General features: G+C 58.4%; 24 protein-coding genes and 3 tRNA genes. 16 read left to right on the forward strand and 11 right to left on the reverse strand.

The annotated features are described in order from the left end of the window. The coding region (locus ACYYKW_RS09495; protein ID WP_464989981.1) for a sugar phosphate nucleotidyltransferase at nucleotides 1–210 on the reverse strand (210 nt) is incomplete at its 3' end. A gap of 256 nt (nucleotides 211–466) precedes the next feature. On the opposite strand from ACYYKW_RS09495, the gene ACYYKW_RS09500 reads away from it, so the two are divergent. Both ACYYKW_RS09500 and ACYYKW_RS09505 read left to right on the forward strand, forming a co-directional pair. Beyond that, nucleotides 467–652, forward strand: coding sequence for a hypothetical protein (locus tag ACYYKW_RS09500; RefSeq protein WP_090283267.1), 186 nt, complete (start codon nucleotides 467–469; stop codon nucleotides 650–652). 139 nt (nucleotides 653–791) lie between these two features. Next, on the forward strand, nucleotides 792–1,079 hold the full coding sequence (locus tag ACYYKW_RS09505) for a hypothetical protein (RefSeq protein ID WP_090283266.1): 288 nt from the start codon (nucleotides 792–794) through the stop codon (nucleotides 1,077–1,079). 3 nt (nucleotides 1,080–1,082) lie between these two features. On the opposite strand, the gene ACYYKW_RS09510 is transcribed toward ACYYKW_RS09505, so the two are convergent. Beyond that, nucleotides 1,083–1,313, reverse strand: coding sequence for a hypothetical protein (locus ACYYKW_RS09510; protein ID WP_090283265.1), 231 nt, complete (start codon nucleotides 1,311–1,313; stop codon nucleotides 1,083–1,085). A 71-nt stretch (nucleotides 1,314–1,384) separates the two neighbouring features. Next, nucleotides 1,385–1,741: a hypothetical protein gene (locus ACYYKW_RS09515; protein WP_090283264.1), complete on the reverse strand. Its 357-nt coding sequence runs from the start codon at nucleotides 1,739–1,741 to the stop codon at nucleotides 1,385–1,387. A gap of 210 nt (nucleotides 1,742–1,951) precedes the next feature. Here ACYYKW_RS09515 and ACYYKW_RS09520 point away from each other — a divergent pair, with 210 nt between their 5' ends. From ACYYKW_RS09520 to ada, 4 genes are all read left to right on the forward strand, one after another. Next, the gene (locus ACYYKW_RS09520) at nucleotides 1,952–2,254 is read left to right on the forward strand and encodes a DUF1883 domain-containing protein (RefSeq protein WP_007912251.1); all 303 of its coding nucleotides are present in this window, start codon (nucleotides 1,952–1,954) and stop codon (nucleotides 2,252–2,254) included. A gap of 30 nt (nucleotides 2,255–2,284) precedes the next feature. Further along, nucleotides 2,285–2,449, forward strand: a complete 165-nt coding sequence (locus ACYYKW_RS09525) for a hypothetical protein (RefSeq protein WP_464989982.1) — start codon at nucleotides 2,285–2,287, stop codon at nucleotides 2,447–2,449. Between the two features lie 8 nt (nucleotides 2,450–2,457). After that, nucleotides 2,458–3,129: a DNA oxidative demethylase AlkB gene (gene alkB / locus ACYYKW_RS09530; RefSeq protein ID WP_464989983.1), complete on the forward strand. Its 672-nt coding sequence runs from the start codon at nucleotides 2,458–2,460 to the stop codon at nucleotides 3,127–3,129. 79 nt (nucleotides 3,130–3,208) lie between these two features. Then, the gene (gene ada / locus ACYYKW_RS09535; protein ID WP_464989984.1) at nucleotides 3,209–4,276 is read left to right on the forward strand and encodes a bifunctional DNA-binding transcriptional regulator/O6-methylguanine-DNA methyltransferase Ada; all 1,068 of its coding nucleotides are present in this window, start codon (nucleotides 3,209–3,211) and stop codon (nucleotides 4,274–4,276) included. A 19-nt stretch (nucleotides 4,277–4,295) separates the two neighbouring features. Here the strand turns inward: ada and acuI are convergent, their stop codons facing one another. Further along, nucleotides 4,296–5,279 (reverse strand): acrylyl-CoA reductase (NADPH), encoded by a 984-nt coding sequence (gene acuI, locus ACYYKW_RS09540; RefSeq protein WP_464989985.1) that lies wholly within the window; start codon nucleotides 5,277–5,279, stop codon nucleotides 4,296–4,298. Nucleotides 5,280–5,539: 260 nt separating this feature from the next. Between acuI and ACYYKW_RS09545 the strand changes: the two genes are divergently transcribed. The 8 genes from ACYYKW_RS09545 to ACYYKW_RS09580 all read left to right on the forward strand — a co-directional run bounded on the left by ACYYKW_RS09545 (nucleotide 5,540) and on the right by ACYYKW_RS09580 (nucleotide 11,485). After that, nucleotides 5,540–6,604: an NAD(P)H-dependent flavin oxidoreductase gene (locus tag ACYYKW_RS09545; RefSeq protein ID WP_464989986.1), complete on the forward strand. Its 1,065-nt coding sequence runs from the start codon at nucleotides 5,540–5,542 to the stop codon at nucleotides 6,602–6,604. A gap of 131 nt (nucleotides 6,605–6,735) precedes the next feature. Beyond that, entirely contained in the window at nucleotides 6,736–7,503 is a 768-nt protein-coding gene (gene modA, locus ACYYKW_RS09550; protein ID WP_464989987.1) for a molybdate ABC transporter substrate-binding protein, read from the forward strand. After that, entirely contained in the window at nucleotides 7,504–8,184 is a 681-nt protein-coding gene (modB, locus tag ACYYKW_RS09555; RefSeq protein ID WP_336354808.1) for a molybdate ABC transporter permease subunit, read from the forward strand. Nucleotides 8,185–8,187: 3 nt separating this feature from the next. Then, nucleotides 8,188–9,267, forward strand: coding sequence for a molybdenum ABC transporter ATP-binding protein (modC, locus tag ACYYKW_RS09560; protein ID WP_464989988.1), 1,080 nt, complete (start codon nucleotides 8,188–8,190; stop codon nucleotides 9,265–9,267). A gap of 70 nt (nucleotides 9,268–9,337) precedes the next feature. Beyond that, nucleotides 9,338–10,375, forward strand: a complete 1,038-nt coding sequence (locus tag ACYYKW_RS09565; RefSeq protein WP_093101784.1) for a DNA topoisomerase IB — start codon at nucleotides 9,338–9,340, stop codon at nucleotides 10,373–10,375. A 102-nt stretch (nucleotides 10,376–10,477) separates the two neighbouring features. After that, nucleotides 10,478–10,708, forward strand: coding sequence for a hypothetical protein (locus ACYYKW_RS09570; protein ID WP_093101785.1), 231 nt, complete (start codon nucleotides 10,478–10,480; stop codon nucleotides 10,706–10,708). Between the two features lie 118 nt (nucleotides 10,709–10,826). Then, the gene (locus tag ACYYKW_RS09575) at nucleotides 10,827–11,057 is read left to right on the forward strand and encodes a hypothetical protein (RefSeq protein WP_090283253.1); all 231 of its coding nucleotides are present in this window, start codon (nucleotides 10,827–10,829) and stop codon (nucleotides 11,055–11,057) included. Nucleotides 11,058–11,326: 269 nt separating this feature from the next. Then, on the forward strand, nucleotides 11,327–11,485 hold the full coding sequence (locus tag ACYYKW_RS09580) for a hypothetical protein (RefSeq protein WP_167359894.1): 159 nt from the start codon (nucleotides 11,327–11,329) through the stop codon (nucleotides 11,483–11,485). Nucleotides 11,486–11,550: 65 nt separating this feature from the next. On the opposite strand, the gene ACYYKW_RS09585 is transcribed toward ACYYKW_RS09580, so the two are convergent. From ACYYKW_RS09585 to ACYYKW_RS09615, 7 genes are all read right to left on the reverse strand, one after another. Further along, nucleotides 11,551–11,637, reverse strand: a tRNA-Leu gene (locus ACYYKW_RS09585). Nucleotides 11,638–11,832: 195 nt separating this feature from the next. Beyond that, nucleotides 11,833–11,906 (reverse strand) — tRNA-Cys (locus ACYYKW_RS09590). 45 nt (nucleotides 11,907–11,951) lie between these two features. Beyond that, nucleotides 11,952–12,027: transfer RNA gene (locus ACYYKW_RS09595), tRNA-Gly, on the reverse strand. Between the two features lie 60 nt (nucleotides 12,028–12,087). Next, nucleotides 12,088–12,648, reverse strand: coding sequence for a CDP-diacylglycerol--glycerol-3-phosphate 3-phosphatidyltransferase (gene pgsA, locus ACYYKW_RS09600; protein WP_007950102.1), 561 nt, complete (start codon nucleotides 12,646–12,648; stop codon nucleotides 12,088–12,090). A 32-nt stretch (nucleotides 12,649–12,680) separates the two neighbouring features. Next, nucleotides 12,681–14,504 carry an excinuclease ABC subunit UvrC gene (uvrC, locus tag ACYYKW_RS09605; RefSeq protein WP_090283252.1) on the reverse strand — a complete coding sequence of 608 codons (1,824 nt, stop codon included), beginning with the start codon at nucleotides 14,502–14,504 and terminating at the stop codon, nucleotides 12,681–12,683. A 2-nt stretch (nucleotides 14,505–14,506) separates the two neighbouring features. Continuing rightward, nucleotides 14,507–15,148: a response regulator transcription factor GacA gene (gene gacA / locus ACYYKW_RS09610; protein WP_016984198.1), complete on the reverse strand. Its 642-nt coding sequence runs from the start codon at nucleotides 15,146–15,148 to the stop codon at nucleotides 14,507–14,509. Between the two features lie 127 nt (nucleotides 15,149–15,275). Then, complete coding sequence (locus ACYYKW_RS09615; RefSeq protein WP_464989989.1) at nucleotides 15,276–15,719, reverse strand: GNAT family N-acetyltransferase; 444 nt, start codon at nucleotides 15,717–15,719, stop codon at nucleotides 15,276–15,278. 234 nt (nucleotides 15,720–15,953) lie between these two features. Between ACYYKW_RS09615 and ACYYKW_RS09620 the strand changes: the two genes are divergently transcribed. Both ACYYKW_RS09620 and ACYYKW_RS09625 read left to right on the forward strand, forming a co-directional pair. Continuing rightward, nucleotides 15,954–16,082: a hypothetical protein gene (locus ACYYKW_RS09620; RefSeq protein ID WP_269458767.1), complete on the forward strand. Its 129-nt coding sequence runs from the start codon at nucleotides 15,954–15,956 to the stop codon at nucleotides 16,080–16,082. 336 nt (nucleotides 16,083–16,418) lie between these two features. Beyond that, nucleotides 16,419–17,492, forward strand: a complete 1,074-nt coding sequence (locus ACYYKW_RS09625; protein ID WP_464989990.1) for a 3-deoxy-7-phosphoheptulonate synthase — start codon at nucleotides 16,419–16,421, stop codon at nucleotides 17,490–17,492. The last annotated feature ends 26 nt before the right edge of the window (nucleotides 17,493–17,518 follow it).

A 17,518-nucleotide genomic window follows, 5' to 3' on the forward strand; every position in this document is an offset into this window, starting at 1 on the left:
GTAACTGATGTCGAAGTGGTCTTCCAGAGCACGTTTGCCACGACCGGTCACGATGGAGATTTCCGTCAGACCAGCGTCCAGCGCTTCTTCAACGCCGTACTGGATCAGTGGCTTGTTTACCACCGGCAGCATTTCTTTAGGCATGGCTTTAGTCGCTGGCAGGAAGCGAGTACCGTAACCGGCTGCTGGGAACAAGCATTTCTTGATCATATAAGTCCTTGAAAAGGCTGTGTGTACGAGTTTCGGCGCAGTCTAATCAGGCGGCGTGCACCTTACAATGCCCCGCACTGGCTAACCGATGCCAAGATAGAGAAATATTCGTGCCGATAGTTCCATCCAGATTTTCAGCGGCGTATTCAGCGTAGCTCAAGAACCGGACGAGCCGGATCACCATACCCTGATCGGCCCCCAATGTGCGCATTTGCCGGTATCATGGCGACTTTGAACCAGCGAACGAGACAGATAGATGGCTGCGGTAAAAATCGTCAACGGGTATGTGATCGACAAGAAAGACGGCAAGTGGACGCTGACCACCACCAATGGCGAGCACATCGCCGGGCCTTTCGACAGCGAACAAATGGCCACCGATGTGGCGGCTGTGTTCACCGACACGCCAGCATCGGCCAAGCGCCGCGGCAAGGATCAGGACTGATCGGCCGAGCCACAACCCTCAAGCCCTGCCATCGCGCAGGGCTTTTTCATGCCTGCGGACAAACAAGTGGCCAATCGCTATAACCTTTTCGACGCAGCGCTGTCAGAGCGTCTAGCCACCCCTTGCTGAAGACCTGAACATGACCCTGAAAAACCTGCTTTCCATCATCGCAGTATTGACCCTGGCCGGATGCGCCACCTCGCGCCCTGCCTATCTGAACAACGGCGAACAAGGCTTGGCGATCGATTGCTCCGGCGAAGCCAACTCTTGGGCAATGTGCTACGAAAAGGCCGATGCATCTTGCGCCGGCACCGGTTACCGCATCGTCGGTACAGACGGAACGCCCGCCCCCACAGAGGATGACAAGACCTTGGGGGTGGATGTCGGCAACTACAAAAACCGCAGCGTCATCGTGGTCTGCAAATAGTCGCTACATATGAATTTCGGCGAATTTGATCCCGAGTCCCCGCACGACTTCGATCAAATCGTCGAGACGGCTGAACGACTCGACTTCGTCGTTTTCGTCCACCAGAAAATAGCTGCGACCGGCGCTTTTCTTGAAAAACACGATCCATTCGCCCGGATTGGCCGGGTTCTGAATGACATGCGTGGCAGAGATAAGGCCCTCTGCATGGCGCTCCCGAACGTGCTCTCGCTTCATCGCGACTCCAGAAATGACAATGCCGTCACAGCATCACTGCGACGGCATTGGTGCTGACGACGACAAGTCTATCAGCCGGAAATACAGGCGTTGGCGGCTTTTTGCACATCATGCGGACGCACTGGCACATTCGACATGCGCTCGTGCAATTTGATGCTGCTGCCGCCGGAGCGGTCTTCAATATCGAAGACCGCCGCCGGACCGGTGGAAAGTTTGCCCGGCACGATCACTCGCACGCCTTCCTTGTGCGGCTGCACTTGCAGCGCGCCGCGGCTGTCGGCCAGCTTTTCGGCCAGACACTCGGCATATTCCTGGGGCTTCTTGCCGGAGATTACGCTCATGGTCGGCAGCGTTTCATTGATCTCGGAAACGTTCGCACAACCACCGACAGCCAATATCAACGGCAGACACACCACACCCCACTTCATACAAAACCTCCGTTAAAGACCGTCCGACAGCACAAACGCTGTTTTTCTCCGACGCCTTTTGCATTTAACCCGCATCCGATTGCGAATATCTGTTCAAAATTGTCAAACCGATGCCCGACGGCCAGATAATAACCCGTGCGGGCTGATAAACTGCGCTCATCGACAAGCTATCGTTTTGATTTTGTAGCAAAAGCCCTTCTGGAGGCGCCCATGAAATTCATTCACCAGCGCGAACACCTCAACGAAGACGACATCGTCGTCATCCAATGCTCGCAAATGTGCAACATCCGTCTGATGAACGACGCCAACTTCCGCAGCTTCAAAAATGGCGGCCGCCACACTTATCACGGCGGCGCCTTCGATACGTTCCCGGCCCGCATCACCGCGCCTAGCACCGGCTTCTGGAACATCACCATCGACACCGTCAACCGCCGCGCGATAAGCGTGACGCGCAAGCCGACGCTGACCCATTCGATCAAGATCATTCGTCGCTCCAGCACCAAGCTCAGCTGATAAACGCTTACCAGAAGAGGAGACATCACCGTGGCGCAAACGACCAAATACGTCATCAAGTACAAGCTCGACGGCGAGCAGCGTTTCGAGTTCGCTGAGCTTGAAAGCGGCACTGAAGAGGAAGCAGAAGCGGCGCTAAAAAAAATGCACACAAACGAAAACGTCAGTGACATCAAGGTCAGCAAAGCGCTGTAATCGACACCATGCAACCGACCACGTTTGACCTGTTCGCCGACCACGAACCCGTCCAGCAAGCCCGGGCCGAGCAGATCGGCGAGCAATCGTGGGTGTTGCGCGGGTTTGCCTTGTCACAGATTGATCGACTGCTGTCGGAGCTGGACACGGTGCTTGCGGCCGCCCCGCTCCGCCATATGGTTACCCCCGGCGGCTTCAGCATGTCGGTCGGCACCAGCAGTTGCGGCCGTCTGGGCTGGGTCACCGATCGCCGAGGTTATCGCTATTCAAACGTGGATCCGCTCAGCGGATTGCCGTGGCCTGCGTTACCTGCGGTGTTTGCCGATCTGGCGCGCGCCGCCGCAGAGCAAGCCGGGTTCGCTGACTTTGCGGCCGATTCCTGCCTGATCAACCAATATGTCCCCGGCGCGAAAATGTCATTGCATCAGGACAAGGACGAAAAAGCCTACGCCGCGCCGATCGTTTCGTTGTCGCTGGGTTTACCAGCGATGTTTCTGTTCGGCGGCTTCGTACGCAGCGACAAGTGCCAGCGGATCCCGCTGCTGCATGGCGACATGGTGATCTGGGGCGGCGTTGATCGCTTGCGTTTCCACGGCGTGTTGCCGATCAAGCCAGGCTATCATCCGCGCTTGGGCGAACGACGCATCAACCTCACCTTTCGCGTCGCCGGCAGCGCCTGAAAGTTTGACCGCAAGGCCCGGAGTGTCGAGTCAATCGACGCCAGTTAACCTGAATCAAACAGGTCAACGGATTACCCCTATGGACACGCTAGCCAACACCGTCAGCATCGAAACCGATCCGCGCTGGGCCGCTGTGGTGGCCCGCGACCCGAAAGCGGACGGGCAATTCGTCTATGCGGTAAAGACCACGGGTGTCTATTGCCGGCCAAGCAGCCTCTCGCGCCTGCCGAAACCGCACAACGTCGAGTTTTTCGATACGGCTGAGCAGGCCGAGGCCGCAGGCTACCGAGCCAGCAGACGCGCCGGCAAGGATCACAGCGACGTTGCCGCACAGCACGCAGCGACTGTCGCCAACGCCTGCCGTCATATCGAGGCCGCCGAGACATTGCCGGCGCTCAGCGAACTGGCGCAGACCGCTGGCCTGAGCCCATTTCATTTCCATCGCATCTTTAAAGCCGCAACCGGATTGACGCCCAAGGGCTACGCCGCCGCCCACCGCTCGCGCAAGCTGCGTCAACACCTGGCAAACGCTGGGTCGGTGACGGAGGCGCTATATGACGCGGGATTCAATTCCAATAGCCGCTTCTATGAGTCAGCCAATCAATTGCTCGGGATGAAACCTGGCGATTACCGCGCTGCCGGCAAGAATAACGATATCCGCTTCGCCGTCGGCCAATGCTCGCTCGGGGCGATTCTGGTCGCGCAAAGTGATCGCGGAGTGTGTGCGATTCTGTTGGGTGACGATCCGCATCGTCTGGTTTGTGATTTGCAGGATCAGTTTCGCCTGGCCAACCTGATCGGCGCCGATGCCGGGTTCGAGCAACTGATCGCCCAGGTCGTGGGGTTTGTCGAGGCGCCAGCGATCGGCCTGGACTTGCCGCTTGATGTGCGCGGCACTGCGTTTCAGGAGCGCGTATGGCAAGCGCTGCGGGAAATCCCGCCGGGGCAGACGGCCAGTTACGCGCAAATCGCTCAACGCATCGGCGCGCCAACGTCGATGCGCGCCGTGGCCCAGGCTTGCGGGGCCAACCGTCTGGCGGTGGCGATCCCGTGCCACCGCGTGGTGCGCAGCGATGGCAACCTCTCAGGCTATCGCTGGGGCGTTGAGCGCAAACGGCAATTGCTCGAGCGGGAAACCCAGCCTTAGCGCCTGGCGCTCGTTCAGCTCAGCGATTGACGTCAACCACAACGCGACCGCGCAGTTGCCCGGCCAGCAACTGCGGCGCCGCGTCGAGGGCTTCATTCAAGCCGATCTCACGACTGATCAAGGCCAGCAGCGAGAAATCCAGATCCTTGGCCAGCCGCTCCCACGCGCGCACTCGCCGCGCTTTCGGCTGGGTCACGCTGTTGATGCCGGCAAGCGTCACGCCGCGCAAAATGAACGGCGCCACGGATGCCGGGAAGTCCATCCCTTGCGCCAGACCACAGGCCGCGACAGTGCCTTCGGCGCGAGTGCTGGCGCAAGCATTGGCCAAAGTGTGACTGCCGACGGAATCGATCACGGCGGCCCAGCGTTCCTTGGCCAACGGCTTGCCCGGTTCGGACAGCGTCGCGCGGTCGATGATTTCGCTGGCGCCCAATCGCTGCAGGTATTCATGCTCCGACACTCGCCCGGTGGACGCCACCACGCGATAACCGAGTTTGCTCAGCAGCGCGATCGCGAAGCTGCCGACACCACCATTGGCGCCGGTGACCAGCACCTCACCCTGGGCTGGCGTCACACCATTGCGTTCGAGCGCCAGAATGCACAGCATCGCGGTGTAACCGGCCGTCCCGACAGCCATGGCCTGCGCCGGTGTAAAAGCCTCGGGCAAAGGAATCAGCCAGTCACCATTGAGCCTGGCTTTCTGCGCCAGACCGCCCCAGTGATTTTCGCCAACGCCCCAGCCATTGAGCAGTACCGGGTCGCCGACCTGGTAATCCGGATGGGAGCTGTGTTCCACGGTGCCGGCCAGATCGATCCCTGGCACCATCGGAAACTTGCGCACCACCGGGCTGCTGCCGGTAATCGCCAGCCCATCCTTGAAGTTCAGCGTGCTGTAGGCGACAGCTACCGTAACGTCCCCTTCAGGCAATTGCGCTTCGTCGAGTTGCTGCAGATTGGCGCGGTAACTGCTGTCGTCTTTGTCGATCACAATGGCGTTGAACATGACTGCCTCGCATGACTGTTTTCAGAATGTCGTGTCGTGGAATAGCACATCGAAACACATTGCCACATTCGACCATGGGCCAAACAGCGAATCTGCCTCAGGAGAAGGCATAGCTGCGCACGCAGGACAAGTGGCGGACTCTTTCGGCGCTGAAAAACTGCACGGGTTGTTCTCAATTTCGGACTGGCTCGAAACGCGCTTTTGCTGTTACAAACCGCTTCTGCCATCCCTGCCCGCTTCCTCGTTCGGAGAACAGCTTCATGAGCCAATGGCCAGACACTCGCATCGTTGATTTGCTCGGCATTCAATTACCCATCATTCAGGGGCCGATGGCCGGCGCGACGAATGCGTCCATGGTGATCGCCGTATGCAACGCGGGTGGATTGGGATCGATGCCGGCGGCGATGCTGAGCATCGAGCAATTGCGCGAAGAACTGAAGACCATTCGCCAGAACACGACCAGGCCATTCAACGTCAATTTCTTCTGTCATCAGCCTCCCGTCACCGATGAACAGCGCGCACGCGAATGGAAAAACCTGCTTGAGCCGTACTACCGCGAACTGGGCGTTGATTTCGACGCACCGACGCCGGTGTCCAACCGTGCGCCTTTCGATGCAGTGGCCTGCGAAGTGCTGGAAGAGTTCCGGCCCGAGGTGGTGAGTTTCCATTTCGGCCTGCCGGAAAAATCGCTGCTGGAGCGGGTCAAGGCTACCGGAGCGAAGATCCTCTCGTCGGCAACCACGGTCGATGAAGCGGTCTGGCTGGAACAGCACGGCTGCGATGCGATCATCGCCATGGGCTATGAGGCCGGCGGCCATCGGGGCATGTTCCTGAGCGATGACCTGAGCAGTCAGGTGGGTACGTTTGCCCTGGTCCCACAGGTGGTCGATGCGGTAAAAATCCCGGTGATAGCCGCAGGGGCCATTGCCGATGCGCGCGGCGTGGCGGCGGCATTCATGCTCGGCGCCTCGGCCGTACAGGTCGGCACCGCTTATCTGTTTACGACCGAAGCAAAAATCAGCGCCAGTCACCACAAGGCGCTGCGCACCGCCAAGGAAAGCGAAACCGCAATCACCAATCTTTTTACCGGGCGACCGGCGCGGGGCATTCTCAACCGGGTGATGCGCGAACTCGGCCCGATGTCGGCTCAAGCCCCGGCGTTCCCCCTGGCTGGCGGGGCATTGATGCCTTTGCGCGCGGTGAAAGAGGAACAATTCGCCAACCTATGGGCCGGTCAGGCGTTCACGCTGGGCAAGGATACAGACAGTGCTCAACTGACCCGGCAGTTGGCCGAAGGCGCACTGGCGAAACTCAAGCATCGTTGACGTGGCACAGAACATTTCCTGTTTGGCCTGCTTTCGCTATATATTTCCGTATATAGCGAAAGCACACTTGCCGCGAAGCAGCCTTCACCTGACAGTGCTGCCCGCGTACACGCCAACCACGGAGCTGTTGCATGATCCTGCGTGCCTCACGATTTGCCCCTGCCTGCCTGGCATCTCTGATCGCTGTATTCGCCAGCAATGGCGCTTTGGCCGATGAAGTACAAGTGGCAGTGGCCGCGAATTTCACCGCGCCGATCCAGGCCATCGCCGCCGGCTTCGCAAAAGACACCGGGCATACACTGGTTGCAGCCTACGGCGCCACCGGCCAGTTCTATACGCAAATCAAGAACGGCGCGCCGTTCGAAGTGTTCCTGGCCGCTGACGATACCACCCCGGAAAAACTTGAAAAGGAAGGCGACACTGTCAAAGGTTCGCGCTTCACTTATGCGATCGGCACCTTGGCGCTGTGGTCGGCGAAAGAAGGTTACGTCGATGATGCGGGCGGAGTTTTGCAGAAAAACCAGTACCGGCATCTGTCCATCGCTAATCCGAAAGCTGCACCCTACGGCTTGGCGGCGACCCAGGTACTGGCCAAACTCAAACTGACCGAGGCTACCCAAGCCAAGCTGGTTGAGGGACAAAACATCACACAGGCTTATCAATTCGTTTCGACCGGCAACGCCGAACTGGGTTTTGTCGCCCTGTCGCAGATCTACAAGGACGGTAAAGTCAGCAGCGGTTCGGCGTGGATCGTACCGGCCGACATGCATGACCCGATCAAACAGGACGCCGTGATTCTGAACAAAGGCAAAGACAATCCTGCCGCCAAGGCACTGGTCGAATACCTCAAAGGCCCGCAAGCCGCTGCGGTGATCAAGTCTTACGGTTATCAACTGTAAATGGCACTGACCAGTGCCGATTTCGCCGCGATCTGGCTGACCCTGAAACTGGCGTCCGTCACCACGGCAATTCTTCTGGTGGTCGGCACACCGATTGCCCTGTGGTTGTCGCGCACCCGCTCCTGGTTGCGTGGCCCGATCGGGGCGATCGTCGCCCTGCCCCTGGTTCTGCCGCCCACCGTCATCGGTTTTTACCTGTTGCTGATGATGGGCCCGAACGGCTTTCTCGGCCAATTCACCCAATGGCTGGGTTTGGGCACGCTGACCTTCAGCTTTACGGGGCTGGTGATTGGGTCGGTGATCTATTCCATGCCGTTCGTGGTGCAACCATTGCAGAACGCGTTTTCCGCCATTGGCCAGCGCCCGCTGGAAGTCGCCGCCACCCTGCGCGCCGGTCCCTGGGATACGTTCTTCAGCGTGATGGTGCCGCTGGCTCGACCTGGTTTTATCACCGCAGCGATCCTCGGCTTTGCGCATACCGTCGGTGAGTTCGGCGTAGTGCTGATGATCGGCGGCAACATCCCCGACAAGACCCGTGTGGTTTCCGTGCAGATCTATGACCACGTCGAAGCCTTGGAATATGCCCAGGCCCACTGGCTGGCCGGGGCAATGCTGATATTTTCGTTTGTGGTATTGCTGGCGCTGTACTCCAGCCGCAAGACCCGCGCGGGCTGGAGCTGAGTGATGATCAATGCTCGTTTGAAAACCGTCTGGCCAGGCTTCAGCCTCGATGTCGACCTGCACTTGCCGGGCCGCGGCGTGACTGCACTTTACGGGCCTTCCGGCTCTGGCAAGACCTCCTGCCTGCGTTGTATTGCCGGACTCGAACGCGCCGGGCAAGGCTTTGTTGAGGTCAACGGCGAGGTCTGGCAGGACAGCGACAACGGCATTTTCGTCCCGCCGCACAAGCGAGCAATCGGCTATGTATTCCAGGAAGCGAGCCTGTTTGCGCATCTGTCGGTCATGGCCAATTTGCAGTTTGGCCTCAAACGTATTGCCAAATTGCAGCGTCAGGTCGAGATAACGCAAGCCACCGAACTGCTGGGCATCGCGCACCTGCTGAATCGCCATCCAGAGCATTTGTCCGGCGGTGAGCGACAGCGTGTCGGCATCGCCCGCGCGTTGCTCACCAGTCCGAAATTGTTGCTGATGGACGAACCGCTGGCCGCACTCGACAGCCAGCGCAAAAACGAAATTGTGCCTTACTTGCAGCGCCTGCATGACGAACTGGACATTCCGGTGCTGTATGTCAGCCATGCCCAGGACGAAGTGGCGCGACTGGCCGATCACCTGGTGTTGCTCAGCGAGGGCAAGGTGTTGGCCAGCGGCCCGATCGGCGAAACCCTCGCACGGCTGGACTTGCCGATGGCAATGGGCGATGACGCCGGGGTGATCATCGAAGGCCAGGTCAGCGCTTACGATGCGCAGTATCAATTACTGAGCCTGCAACTGCCGGCTACCGAAATGAGCATTCGCGTCACGCATGCACCGATGAGTATCGGCCAGACGCTGCGCTGCAAGGTGCATGCGCGGGACATCAGCCTGGCGCTGCATGACAGCGAATCCAGCAGCATTCTCAATCGATTGCCAGTTACGGTAGTGGGCGAGCAAGCAGCCGACAACGCCGCTCACGTACTGATTCGTCTCGATGCAGGCGGAACGCCGTTGCTCGCACGGATCACGCGCTATTCCAGAGACCAATTGTGTGTGCACCCGGGCCAGCGGTTGTGGGCGCAGATCAAAGCGGTCGCGGTGCTTGCCTGAATCATTTGGCACGACGGCAACGGCGTGCGGTCAATGATTTTACTGACCGCTGCCACCCAAGGACCTTGCCATGCCCGACACCGAGCTGACTGCTGCACTGCCATCCGACCTGCATTACGTCGATGACTCCCAGCCCGGTATCACTCGCAAGAAACTGCGCGGCAAGTTCTGCTACTTCTCACCGTCGGGACAACGCATCACCGACCCGGATGAAATCAAACGGATCAACGCCCTCGCCGTCCCTCCGGCGTACACTGATGTGTGGATCTGCCCGGACCCGTGCGGTCATCTGCAAGCCACCGGCCGCGATGCGCGCGGCCGCAAGCAGTATCGTTACCATGCACGCTGGCGTGAGGTGCGCGATGCCGACAAGTATTCCCGGCTGCGCGATTTCGGTCTGGCGCTACCAAAGCTGCGCAAGCAATTGGAAGCGCTGCTGGCGGCGCCCGGCTTCAGTCGCGACAAGGTCATGGCAACCGTCATCACTTTGCTCGACGCTACGCTGATTCGGGTCGGCAACACGCAATATGCCCGCGATAACCGTTCTTACGGTCTGACCACCCTGCGCAGCCGCCACGTCGAGGTCAACGGCAGCGCGATCCTGTTCCAGTTTCGTGGCAAGAGCGGCATCGAACACCAGATCACCGTCAAGGACCGACGCCTGGCACGCATCATCAAGCGCTGCCTGGAGATCCCCGGGCAGAACCTGTTTCAGTATCTGGACGAAAACGGCGAACGCCACTCCGTCACCTCGTCAGACGTTAACGCCTACTTGAAAACCCTCACCGGCGCCGATTTCACCGCCAAGGATTACCGCACCTGGGCCGGCAGCGCTTTGGCGCTGTCGACATTGCGTGAGTTGCAATGGGAGTCCGAGGCCGAGGCAAAACGGCACGTGGTGGAGATGGTGAAAAACGTCGCCAAGCAACTGGGCAACACCCCGGCGGTGTGCCGCAAGTGCTACATCCATCCCGGCGTGGTGGAAAAATTCATGCTCGGCGCCCTTGCCGAACTGCCGAAACCGCGCGTGCGCAAAGGCTTGCGCACCGAGGAAGTGGCTCTGGCGATGTTTCTTGAACAGATGATTGAGGTGGCGGACGCCAGTTGATGGCTGACTTGAGCGGGCAGCCGACGCGCTGAACTGTGTATTTTTTGCGCAATCGCTACAGGCTTCTATAGTTGTTGTGACACGAATCAGTGCGGTGGCGCCATGGAAGACATTTTCGTCGTGCAGCGTTGCACCAAAATCATCATCCACGGCCGTCGCGCCGGGGACAGTCAGCAAGATCCCGCTGAAGCGCAAAGCTGGTTTCGAATCCGCGACACGCGCACAGGCGGCTTCATCGGCGATGGCTACGACAAAGAAGACGACGCGGAAAATGAATGCCAGCGGCTGAACGCAGCCAGCGCCCCGTCAGTTGCCCGCCGGCCCTGCGCCTGATATCGATCAAAAGCGGGTCTATACTCAAACCAGCTGAGGGAGCAGCACCCCCACGGCATGAGGCTCGCCAGCGCGGGCTTTCTGCTGCCATTCAGCTTAGATAGAACGGAGGTGTTCCATGTCCGAAAAAGAGTCCATCACCACCCTCCTCACCCTTCTCGACGCCCGCCAGGCTCGACTTGCGGCGGCCTGCAAGGAAATCGCCGACTGGGTCGATCATCAAGGCGGTCACCCCACCGCCCTGCGCATCCGCGACCGGCTCAACGACATCGAAAAGGATGCTCCGCTGATTCGCAATACGCTGTCAGCGTTGAAACCTATCGATCGGCCATTGCCCCGGTTCAGATGACCGCCATTGAACAAGCGGGCGCGAGGTTTACTGCACGAGCGGTGACGCTGCAGTCACCGCCAGTTCGCTTGCGCGTGATGATTATTTTTCCTTCCTGATCGGTTCCCTGCCGGTCAAAAGCCAGTATCGCTTTTTACTCCGCCAGCCCCCTACGCGAGTTTCCCGTAGCACAGTCCGGCCGGAAAAAGATGAACATACGTTCACCGCAAACACCGTCGAAAGCGTCTAGCCTGCGGGTTCCAACATAGTGACTACAGGAGTAACCCACCATGTTCTCGCACGAAAGCATTGCGCTGATCACGCTTTTTTCAATCCTGGTTGTGGGCGCGCTTGCGGCCGTTCTGCATCCGCTACATGCACTCGCGAGCTGGATGCGCAGGCGCAGGGTAAAGTCCACTCGACTCAGCAAAGAGATGAATTCGCGCTGAACCTGGTAACTGCAAAGCAAAAAAAGGGCTCGCACGAAATATCTCATGCAAGCCCTTCATATTCATGGTGCCCGAAGCCGGAATCGAACCGGCACGCCCTTACGAGCGGGGGATTTTAAGTCCCATGCGTCTACCAGTTTCGCCATTCGGGCGGTAGCGCGGTGTTGCTGTAGTCTGCATCAGAGCAGCAATCCTGACAGGATGCAGCCCTTGAAGCAGTGCGGGAAATATATACATCACTTCCCGTTGAAGCAAGTTAGCAATGGCTGTATTTCAAGACTGAATCTTGCAGCGCAGTGCAAATAAAAAAGCTCCGTAAATCATGGATCTACGGAGCTTGTTTAAAGTGGAGGCCGAGGTCGGAATCGAACCGGCGTAGGTGGATTTGCAATCCACTGCATAACCATTTTGCTACTCGGCCTCAAAGCATTCGCTGTCAGTAGCACAACAACAAATACGTAAAACTTGGAGCGGGAAACGAGACTCGAACTCGCGACCCCGACCTTGGCAAGGTCGTGCTCTACCAACTGAGCTATTCCCGCTTGGTGATGCGCATTCTATAGAATTAAGAAGGTCCGTCAACCCCTTGATTCAAAAAACTTTTATTTCTTTTCCACATCCGTCTTCAGATGCGGCCAGGCAGCACGAAGGTATTGAACCATCGACCATAACGTCAGGCCGGCGGAGACCATCAGCAAGGCGTAACCCAAGATGACCCAGAAGCTGAAGTCCTTGGGATTGGCCAGCAGGATCACCAAAGCAAGCATCTGTGCAGCGGTTTTCCATTTGCCCAGATTGGACACTGCGACATGGGCACGGGCGCCGAGTTCGGCCATCCATTCACGCAATGCCGAAACGACGATTTCGCGACCGATGATGACTGCCGCCGGCAACGTAAGCCAGAGATTGCCGTGTTCCTGCACCAGCAACACCAACGCCACGGCAACCATGAGTTTGTCGGCAACCGGATCGAGAAACGCGCCGAACGGCGTGCTCTGCTCCAGACGACGGGCGAGGTAACCGTCCAGCCAGTCGGTCGCTGCCGCAAAGGCAAACACCGAGGCAGAGGCCATGTAACTCCACTGGTAAGGCAGATAGAACAGCAAAATGAAGATCGGTATGAGCAGGACGCGTAAAACGGTAATCAGATTAGGGATATTCATCGGCACAACTGGCTACGAGGTGAGGGGGCATTCTACTCGCTATGCAGGTTCGCATAAATCGACTCTGCGAGCTTTTTACTGATCCCCGGGGCTTTGGCGATCTCTTCGATGCTTGCACGAGACAACTCCTGCAATCCACCAAAATGTTTCAACAAGTCGCGACGGCGGGTTGGTCCAACGCCAGCAACGCCTTCAAGCGTAGACGTGCGGCGGGTTTTGCCGCGGCGCGCGCGGTGCCCGGTGATTGCGAAACGGTGTGCTTCGTCGCGAATCTGCTGAATAAGATGCAATGCCGGCGAGTCGCCGCGCAACGTGAACTCGTGCGCTGCATCATTCAGATACAACGTTTCGAAGCCAGCCTTGCGGGTTGCGCCCTTGGCAACCCCGAGCAGAATCAGATCCGGCACGGCCAGTTCATTGAGCACATCGCGAGCCATCGATAGCTGGCCCTTGCCGCCATCGACCAGCAGAATGTCCGGCAACTTGCCCTCGCCTTCCTTGAGTCTACTGAAGCGCCGCGTCAGTGCCTGGTGCATGGCAGCGTAATCGTCACCGGCCGTGACGCCTTCGATGTTGTAGCGCCGGTAGTCCGACTTGATTGCGCCCTCAGGGCCAAACACCACGCAGGAAGCCACCGTTGCCTCACCGCTGGAATGACTGATGTCGTAGCATTCCAGACGCTGTGGCGGCTCATCGAGATTGAGCACTTCGGCCAAGGCCTCGAAACGCGCCGCGGTGTGTTGACGGTTTGCCAGACGCGCGCCCAATGCCTGCTCGGCGTTGGTGACAGCCAATTGCTGCCAGCGCGCACGCGTACCACGGACCCGATGACTGATCGCCAACTCGCGCCCACGCAATTCATGAATGGCCTCGATCAGCGCCGGAAAGTCTTCGTGCACCACGTTGACGATCAGTTCACTCGGCAAATCGCGCTCGGGGCTGCTGATGAAGTATTGGCCCAAGAACGCGGCCATGACTTCCGACACGTCTTCTTCGATGCCCACTTGCGGGAAGAAATTCTTGCTGCCCAGCACTCGCCCGCCGCGAACACTGATCAGATGCACGCAGGCGCCGCCGGGGTTGACGAACGCAGCGATGACATCAATGTCTCCCGTGCCACCCTCCATGCTTTGCTGATCCTGGACCCGTCGCAACAGTGCGATCTGGTCGCGCAACTCGGCCGCTCGCTCGAATTCCAGATTGATCGCCGCTTCTTCCATTGCCGTGGACAGCTCGTTGGTCAACGCATGACTACGCCCCTCAAGAAACATCACCGAGTGACGCACGTCCTCGGCGTAAACCTCGGGCTCGACCAGGCCAACGCAAGGCGCCTTGCAACGTTTGATTTGATATTGCAGGCATGGTCGCGCGCGGTTCTTGTAGTAGCTGTCTTCACACTGACGAACGAAAAAGGTTTTTTGCAGAAGGCTCAGGCTTTCGCGGATGGCACCGGCACTCGGATAGGGACCGAAGTACTTGCCCTTGGCTTTTTTCGCTCCGCGATGAATGCTCAGGCGCGGAAATTGACCATCGGAGAGAAACACGTAGGGGTAGGATTTGTCGTCGCGCAACAGAATGTTGTACGGCGGACGCCATTCCTTGATCAGCGTTTGCTCAAGCAATAACGCTTCGGTCTCATTCGCCGTGATGGTTGTCTCGACCTGCGCAATCCGTCCGACCAACGCCGCGGTCTTGGGCGCGAGACCGGTTTTGCGAAAGTAGCTCGCCAAGCGTTTTTTCAGGTTCTTGGCTTTACCGACGTATAACAGCCGCGCATCACTGTCGAACATGCGATAGACGCCTGGGCGTCCGCTGACGGTCGAGAGAAAAGCACTGGAATCGAATGTTTCAGTCATGATCAGAGGCTGGCATCGACCATGCCGTGACGAACCGCCAACAGCGTCAACTCAACGTCACTGCTGATCGAAAGTTTCTCGAAGATACGGTAGCGATAGGTGTTCACGGTTTTCGGCGACAGGCACAGCTTATCGGAAATGATCTGCACCTTCTGACAGCCGACAATCATTAACGCGATCTGAATTTCCCGCTCCGACAGCGCATCGAAGGGCGAATCGTTGGACGGCTGGAAGGATTTGATTGCCAGTTGTTGAGCGATTTGCGGACTGATGTAGCGCTGACCCGCGAACACCAGGCGAATCGCCTGAACCATTTCCGGCAGCCCGGCGCCCTTGGTCAGATATCCCGCAGCGCCGGCCTGGAGCAAGCGTGTCGGAAAAGGATCTTCTTCACAAACCGTCACCGCGACGACTTTGATGTCCGGATGACTGCGCAGGAGCTTGCGCGTGGCTTCCAGGCCACCGATGCCGGGCATCTTGACATCCATGAGAACCACATCGGGTTTCAACTCTCGAGCCTTGATCAGGGACTCTTCCCCGGACTCGGCCTGGCCGACCACCTGCAAGCCGTCGATATCGGCCAGCATGCGGGTAATGCCCGTACGAACGAGATCATGGTCATCGACCACTAGCACCCTAATCAAGCAGACACCTCGCGATATGGTCATATTGGGATGCGGGACACCTTAGCAAAAAGTGCCCCACAGACCTAGCGGAAAGCAGCATTAAAAAAGTTTCAATACATCATTGAGGGCTTGCCGGCTGCGGGTTTCAGAGCACAGGTGTGCTGATATCGAGCTGCATTCGCAGAAAACACTCATCCTTGCCCCGGACCTGCAGGCCTTTTCTTTCGTAAAGGTTTCTTGCCGGATTATTCTGAAAGACCGTCAGGCGTATAGCCGGACGACGCTCTCTGCGCGCCATGTCGATAACCTGATCGATCGCCCAGGAACCGGCACCTTGTCGATGAAACGCTTCAGAGACCTGTAATTCTCGAATATAAAGCGCGCGCATGTCCCGGCTCAGACTCATATAACCGACAGACACGTCATCACGCACTATCAGCCAGTTCTGCCGCTCCGACCACGCGACATCGAACGCATGGTCTTGCCATGGCAGCGCGAACTCAAGGTAGTAACGCAGCATGTTCTGGCAGGTCAGCTCGCGGGCGAATGTCACGTCCTCGGCGGTAGCGCGACGCAATTCAAGGCTCATCCTGCATTCTCCAGAAACACCAACCCAGGGCGCTTGCCATTCTTTGTCGCATTCGTCAGCGCCACAACCAGCACAATGACGACACTGTTCATCCTCGGTCAACAAGCAAGGGACCGGGTGTTACGATCTCAAGCACTTCGGCAATAGACATCAGGTTGAACAGCCAATAGCAATTTCTGATTGCTGCCGCCGGTCAGCGTCGAGTAAGCTCGGTCCATTCCACGGAGACAGACCATGTTCAATACACTTTCACAGCTTGATACCGCCAGCGCCCAGCGCTCGGTCGCGGCTGCGTGGGTGAATGGTGTTTGCGCTCCGGTCAGCTTTTATTTTGGGTATTGGTTTAGCCACTGGCGCGCCTGATACCCAAACGGCGCCCATGTAAACGGGTCGCCTACCAGAGATTTCTCAACCCCCGGTCGGCTCCCCGACCGGGGGTTTTGTTTTTTCAGGCTTCACACATTTTCAGCCACACCACCAGACATTTGAGGATTCACCCATGAATTACGCCACTTATTACCGTTACGACAGCTTTAGCGCCTGGCGATTTACCAGCTTCCGCTCGGGACAGCCTGCCGCCTCCGATCGGTCACCTACAGGTGGCAAGCACACACACGTAGCCAATCCGGCCAATTGTCGAACACCCCAGTAGGGCCGAGCGCGCGGTAAGAAACCGCCGCCAGCCCAGGAAGACCGAATATGAACTCGTCCGTTTCCGCTCTGCCACTCTCCACATTGAATCCTGCCAACGAAGCACTGACCTTGCGTCTGCCCAGCTCGTTGCAACTCAAACAGCGGTTACCGCTCAGCAACACCTTGAGTCAGCAGATCGCCGCCCAGCGCCAATCCGTGCGCGCCATTCTCAACGGCCAGGACCAGCGGCTGCTGGTAATTGTCGGCCCCTGCTCTATCCACGACCCGCAATCCGCACTCGAATATGCCGTAAAACTCGCTCGACTGGCTGAACAGGTCAGCGACGAAATGCTTTTGGTAATGCGTGCCTATGTCGAAAAACCACGCACCACGGTTGGCTGGAAAGGCCTGGCCTACGACCCGCACCTGGATGGCAGCGATGACATGGCCGGTGGCCTTGCGCTGTCACGCGAGTTGATGCTGGAAATGATTCGGCTCGGCTTGCCGGTGGCCACGGAACTGCTGCAACCGATGGCCGCCGGGTACTTCGATGATCTGCTGAGCTGGGTGGCCATTGGCGCGCGCACGACTGAATCGCAAATCCACCGCGAGATGGCCAGCGGCTTGAGCATGCCGGTCGGCTTCAAGAACGGCACCGACGGCGGTGCTGCAATTGCGGTTGATGCCATGCGTTCGGCAGCGCACCCGCATCGGCATTTTGGCGTCGACAGCCAGGGTCATCCGGCCATCATTCAAACGCCAGGCAACCCCGATACCCATCTGGTGCTGCGCGGGGGTCACAAAGGGCCGAACCATGATCGCGAGAGCGTGGCAAAGATCCACGCCGATCTGAATCGATTGAATATCCCGAGCCGGATCATGGTCGATTGCAGTCACGCCAACAGTGGCAAGGACCCTTTGCGCCAACCCGGCGTTTTCAACGAAGTGCTTGAGCAACGCCTGCAGGGAGATCGCGGCCTGATCGGCATGATGCTCGAATCCCACCTGTTCGAGGGCTGCCAGCCGCTGAGCGGATCTCTGCGCTACGGGGTATCGATTACCGATGGCTGCCTCGGTTTCAGTGCGACTGAGCGCTTGTTGCTCGACGCCGCCAAGCGTCTCGCTGCGCACGCGGACTGATAGCCATGCCATCCCTTCGGTTTCGC

The sequence above is a fragment of the Pseudomonas sp. 15C genome (assembly GCF_055484735.1).

Bases quoted from the DNA above. Each gene is read 5' to 3' on its own strand.
- ACYYKW_RS09500 (WP_090283267.1), top strand. From the start codon at position 467: ATGGCTGCGGTAAAAATCGTCAACGGGTATGTGATCGACAAGAAAGAC.
- ACYYKW_RS09505 (WP_090283266.1), top strand. From the start codon at position 792: ATGACCCTGAAAAACCTGCTTTCCATCATCGCAGTATTGACCCTGGCC.
- ACYYKW_RS09510 (WP_090283265.1), bottom strand. From the start codon at position 1,313: ATGAAGCGAGAGCACGTTCGGGAGCGCCATGCAGAGGGCCTTATCTCT.
- ACYYKW_RS09515 (WP_090283264.1), bottom strand. From the start codon at position 1,741: ATGAAGTGGGGTGTGGTGTGTCTGCCGTTGATATTGGCTGTCGGTGGT.
- ACYYKW_RS09520 (WP_007912251.1), top strand. From the start codon at position 1,952: ATGAAATTCATTCACCAGCGCGAACACCTCAACGAAGACGACATCGTC.
- alkB (WP_464989983.1), top strand. From the start codon at position 2,458: ATGCAACCGACCACGTTTGACCTGTTCGCCGACCACGAACCCGTCCAG.
- ada (WP_464989984.1), top strand. From the start codon at position 3,209: ATGGACACGCTAGCCAACACCGTCAGCATCGAAACCGATCCGCGCTGG.
- acuI (WP_464989985.1), bottom strand. From the start codon at position 5,279: ATGTTCAACGCCATTGTGATCGACAAAGACGACAGCAGTTACCGCGCC.
- ACYYKW_RS09545 (WP_464989986.1), top strand. From the start codon at position 5,540: ATGAGCCAATGGCCAGACACTCGCATCGTTGATTTGCTCGGCATTCAA.
- modA (WP_464989987.1), top strand. From the start codon at position 6,736: ATGATCCTGCGTGCCTCACGATTTGCCCCTGCCTGCCTGGCATCTCTG.
- modB (WP_336354808.1), top strand. From the start codon at position 7,504: ATGGCACTGACCAGTGCCGATTTCGCCGCGATCTGGCTGACCCTGAAA.
- modC (WP_464989988.1), top strand. From the start codon at position 8,188: ATGATCAATGCTCGTTTGAAAACCGTCTGGCCAGGCTTCAGCCTCGAT.
- ACYYKW_RS09565 (WP_093101784.1), top strand. From the start codon at position 9,338: ATGCCCGACACCGAGCTGACTGCTGCACTGCCATCCGACCTGCATTAC.
- ACYYKW_RS09570 (WP_093101785.1), top strand. From the start codon at position 10,478: ATGGAAGACATTTTCGTCGTGCAGCGTTGCACCAAAATCATCATCCAC.
- ACYYKW_RS09575 (WP_090283253.1), top strand. From the start codon at position 10,827: ATGTCCGAAAAAGAGTCCATCACCACCCTCCTCACCCTTCTCGACGCC.
- ACYYKW_RS09580 (WP_167359894.1), top strand. From the start codon at position 11,327: ATGTTCTCGCACGAAAGCATTGCGCTGATCACGCTTTTTTCAATCCTG.
- pgsA (WP_007950102.1), bottom strand. From the start codon at position 12,648: ATGAATATCCCTAATCTGATTACCGTTTTACGCGTCCTGCTCATACCG.
- uvrC (WP_090283252.1), bottom strand. From the start codon at position 14,504: ATGACTGAAACATTCGATTCCAGTGCTTTTCTCTCGACCGTCAGCGGA.
- ACYYKW_RS09615 (WP_464989989.1), bottom strand. From the start codon at position 15,719: ATGAGCCTTGAATTGCGTCGCGCTACCGCCGAGGACGTGACATTCGCC.
- ACYYKW_RS09620 (WP_269458767.1), top strand. From the start codon at position 15,954: ATGTTCAATACACTTTCACAGCTTGATACCGCCAGCGCCCAGCGCTCG.
- ACYYKW_RS09625 (WP_464989990.1), top strand. From the start codon at position 16,419: ATGAACTCGTCCGTTTCCGCTCTGCCACTCTCCACATTGAATCCTGCC.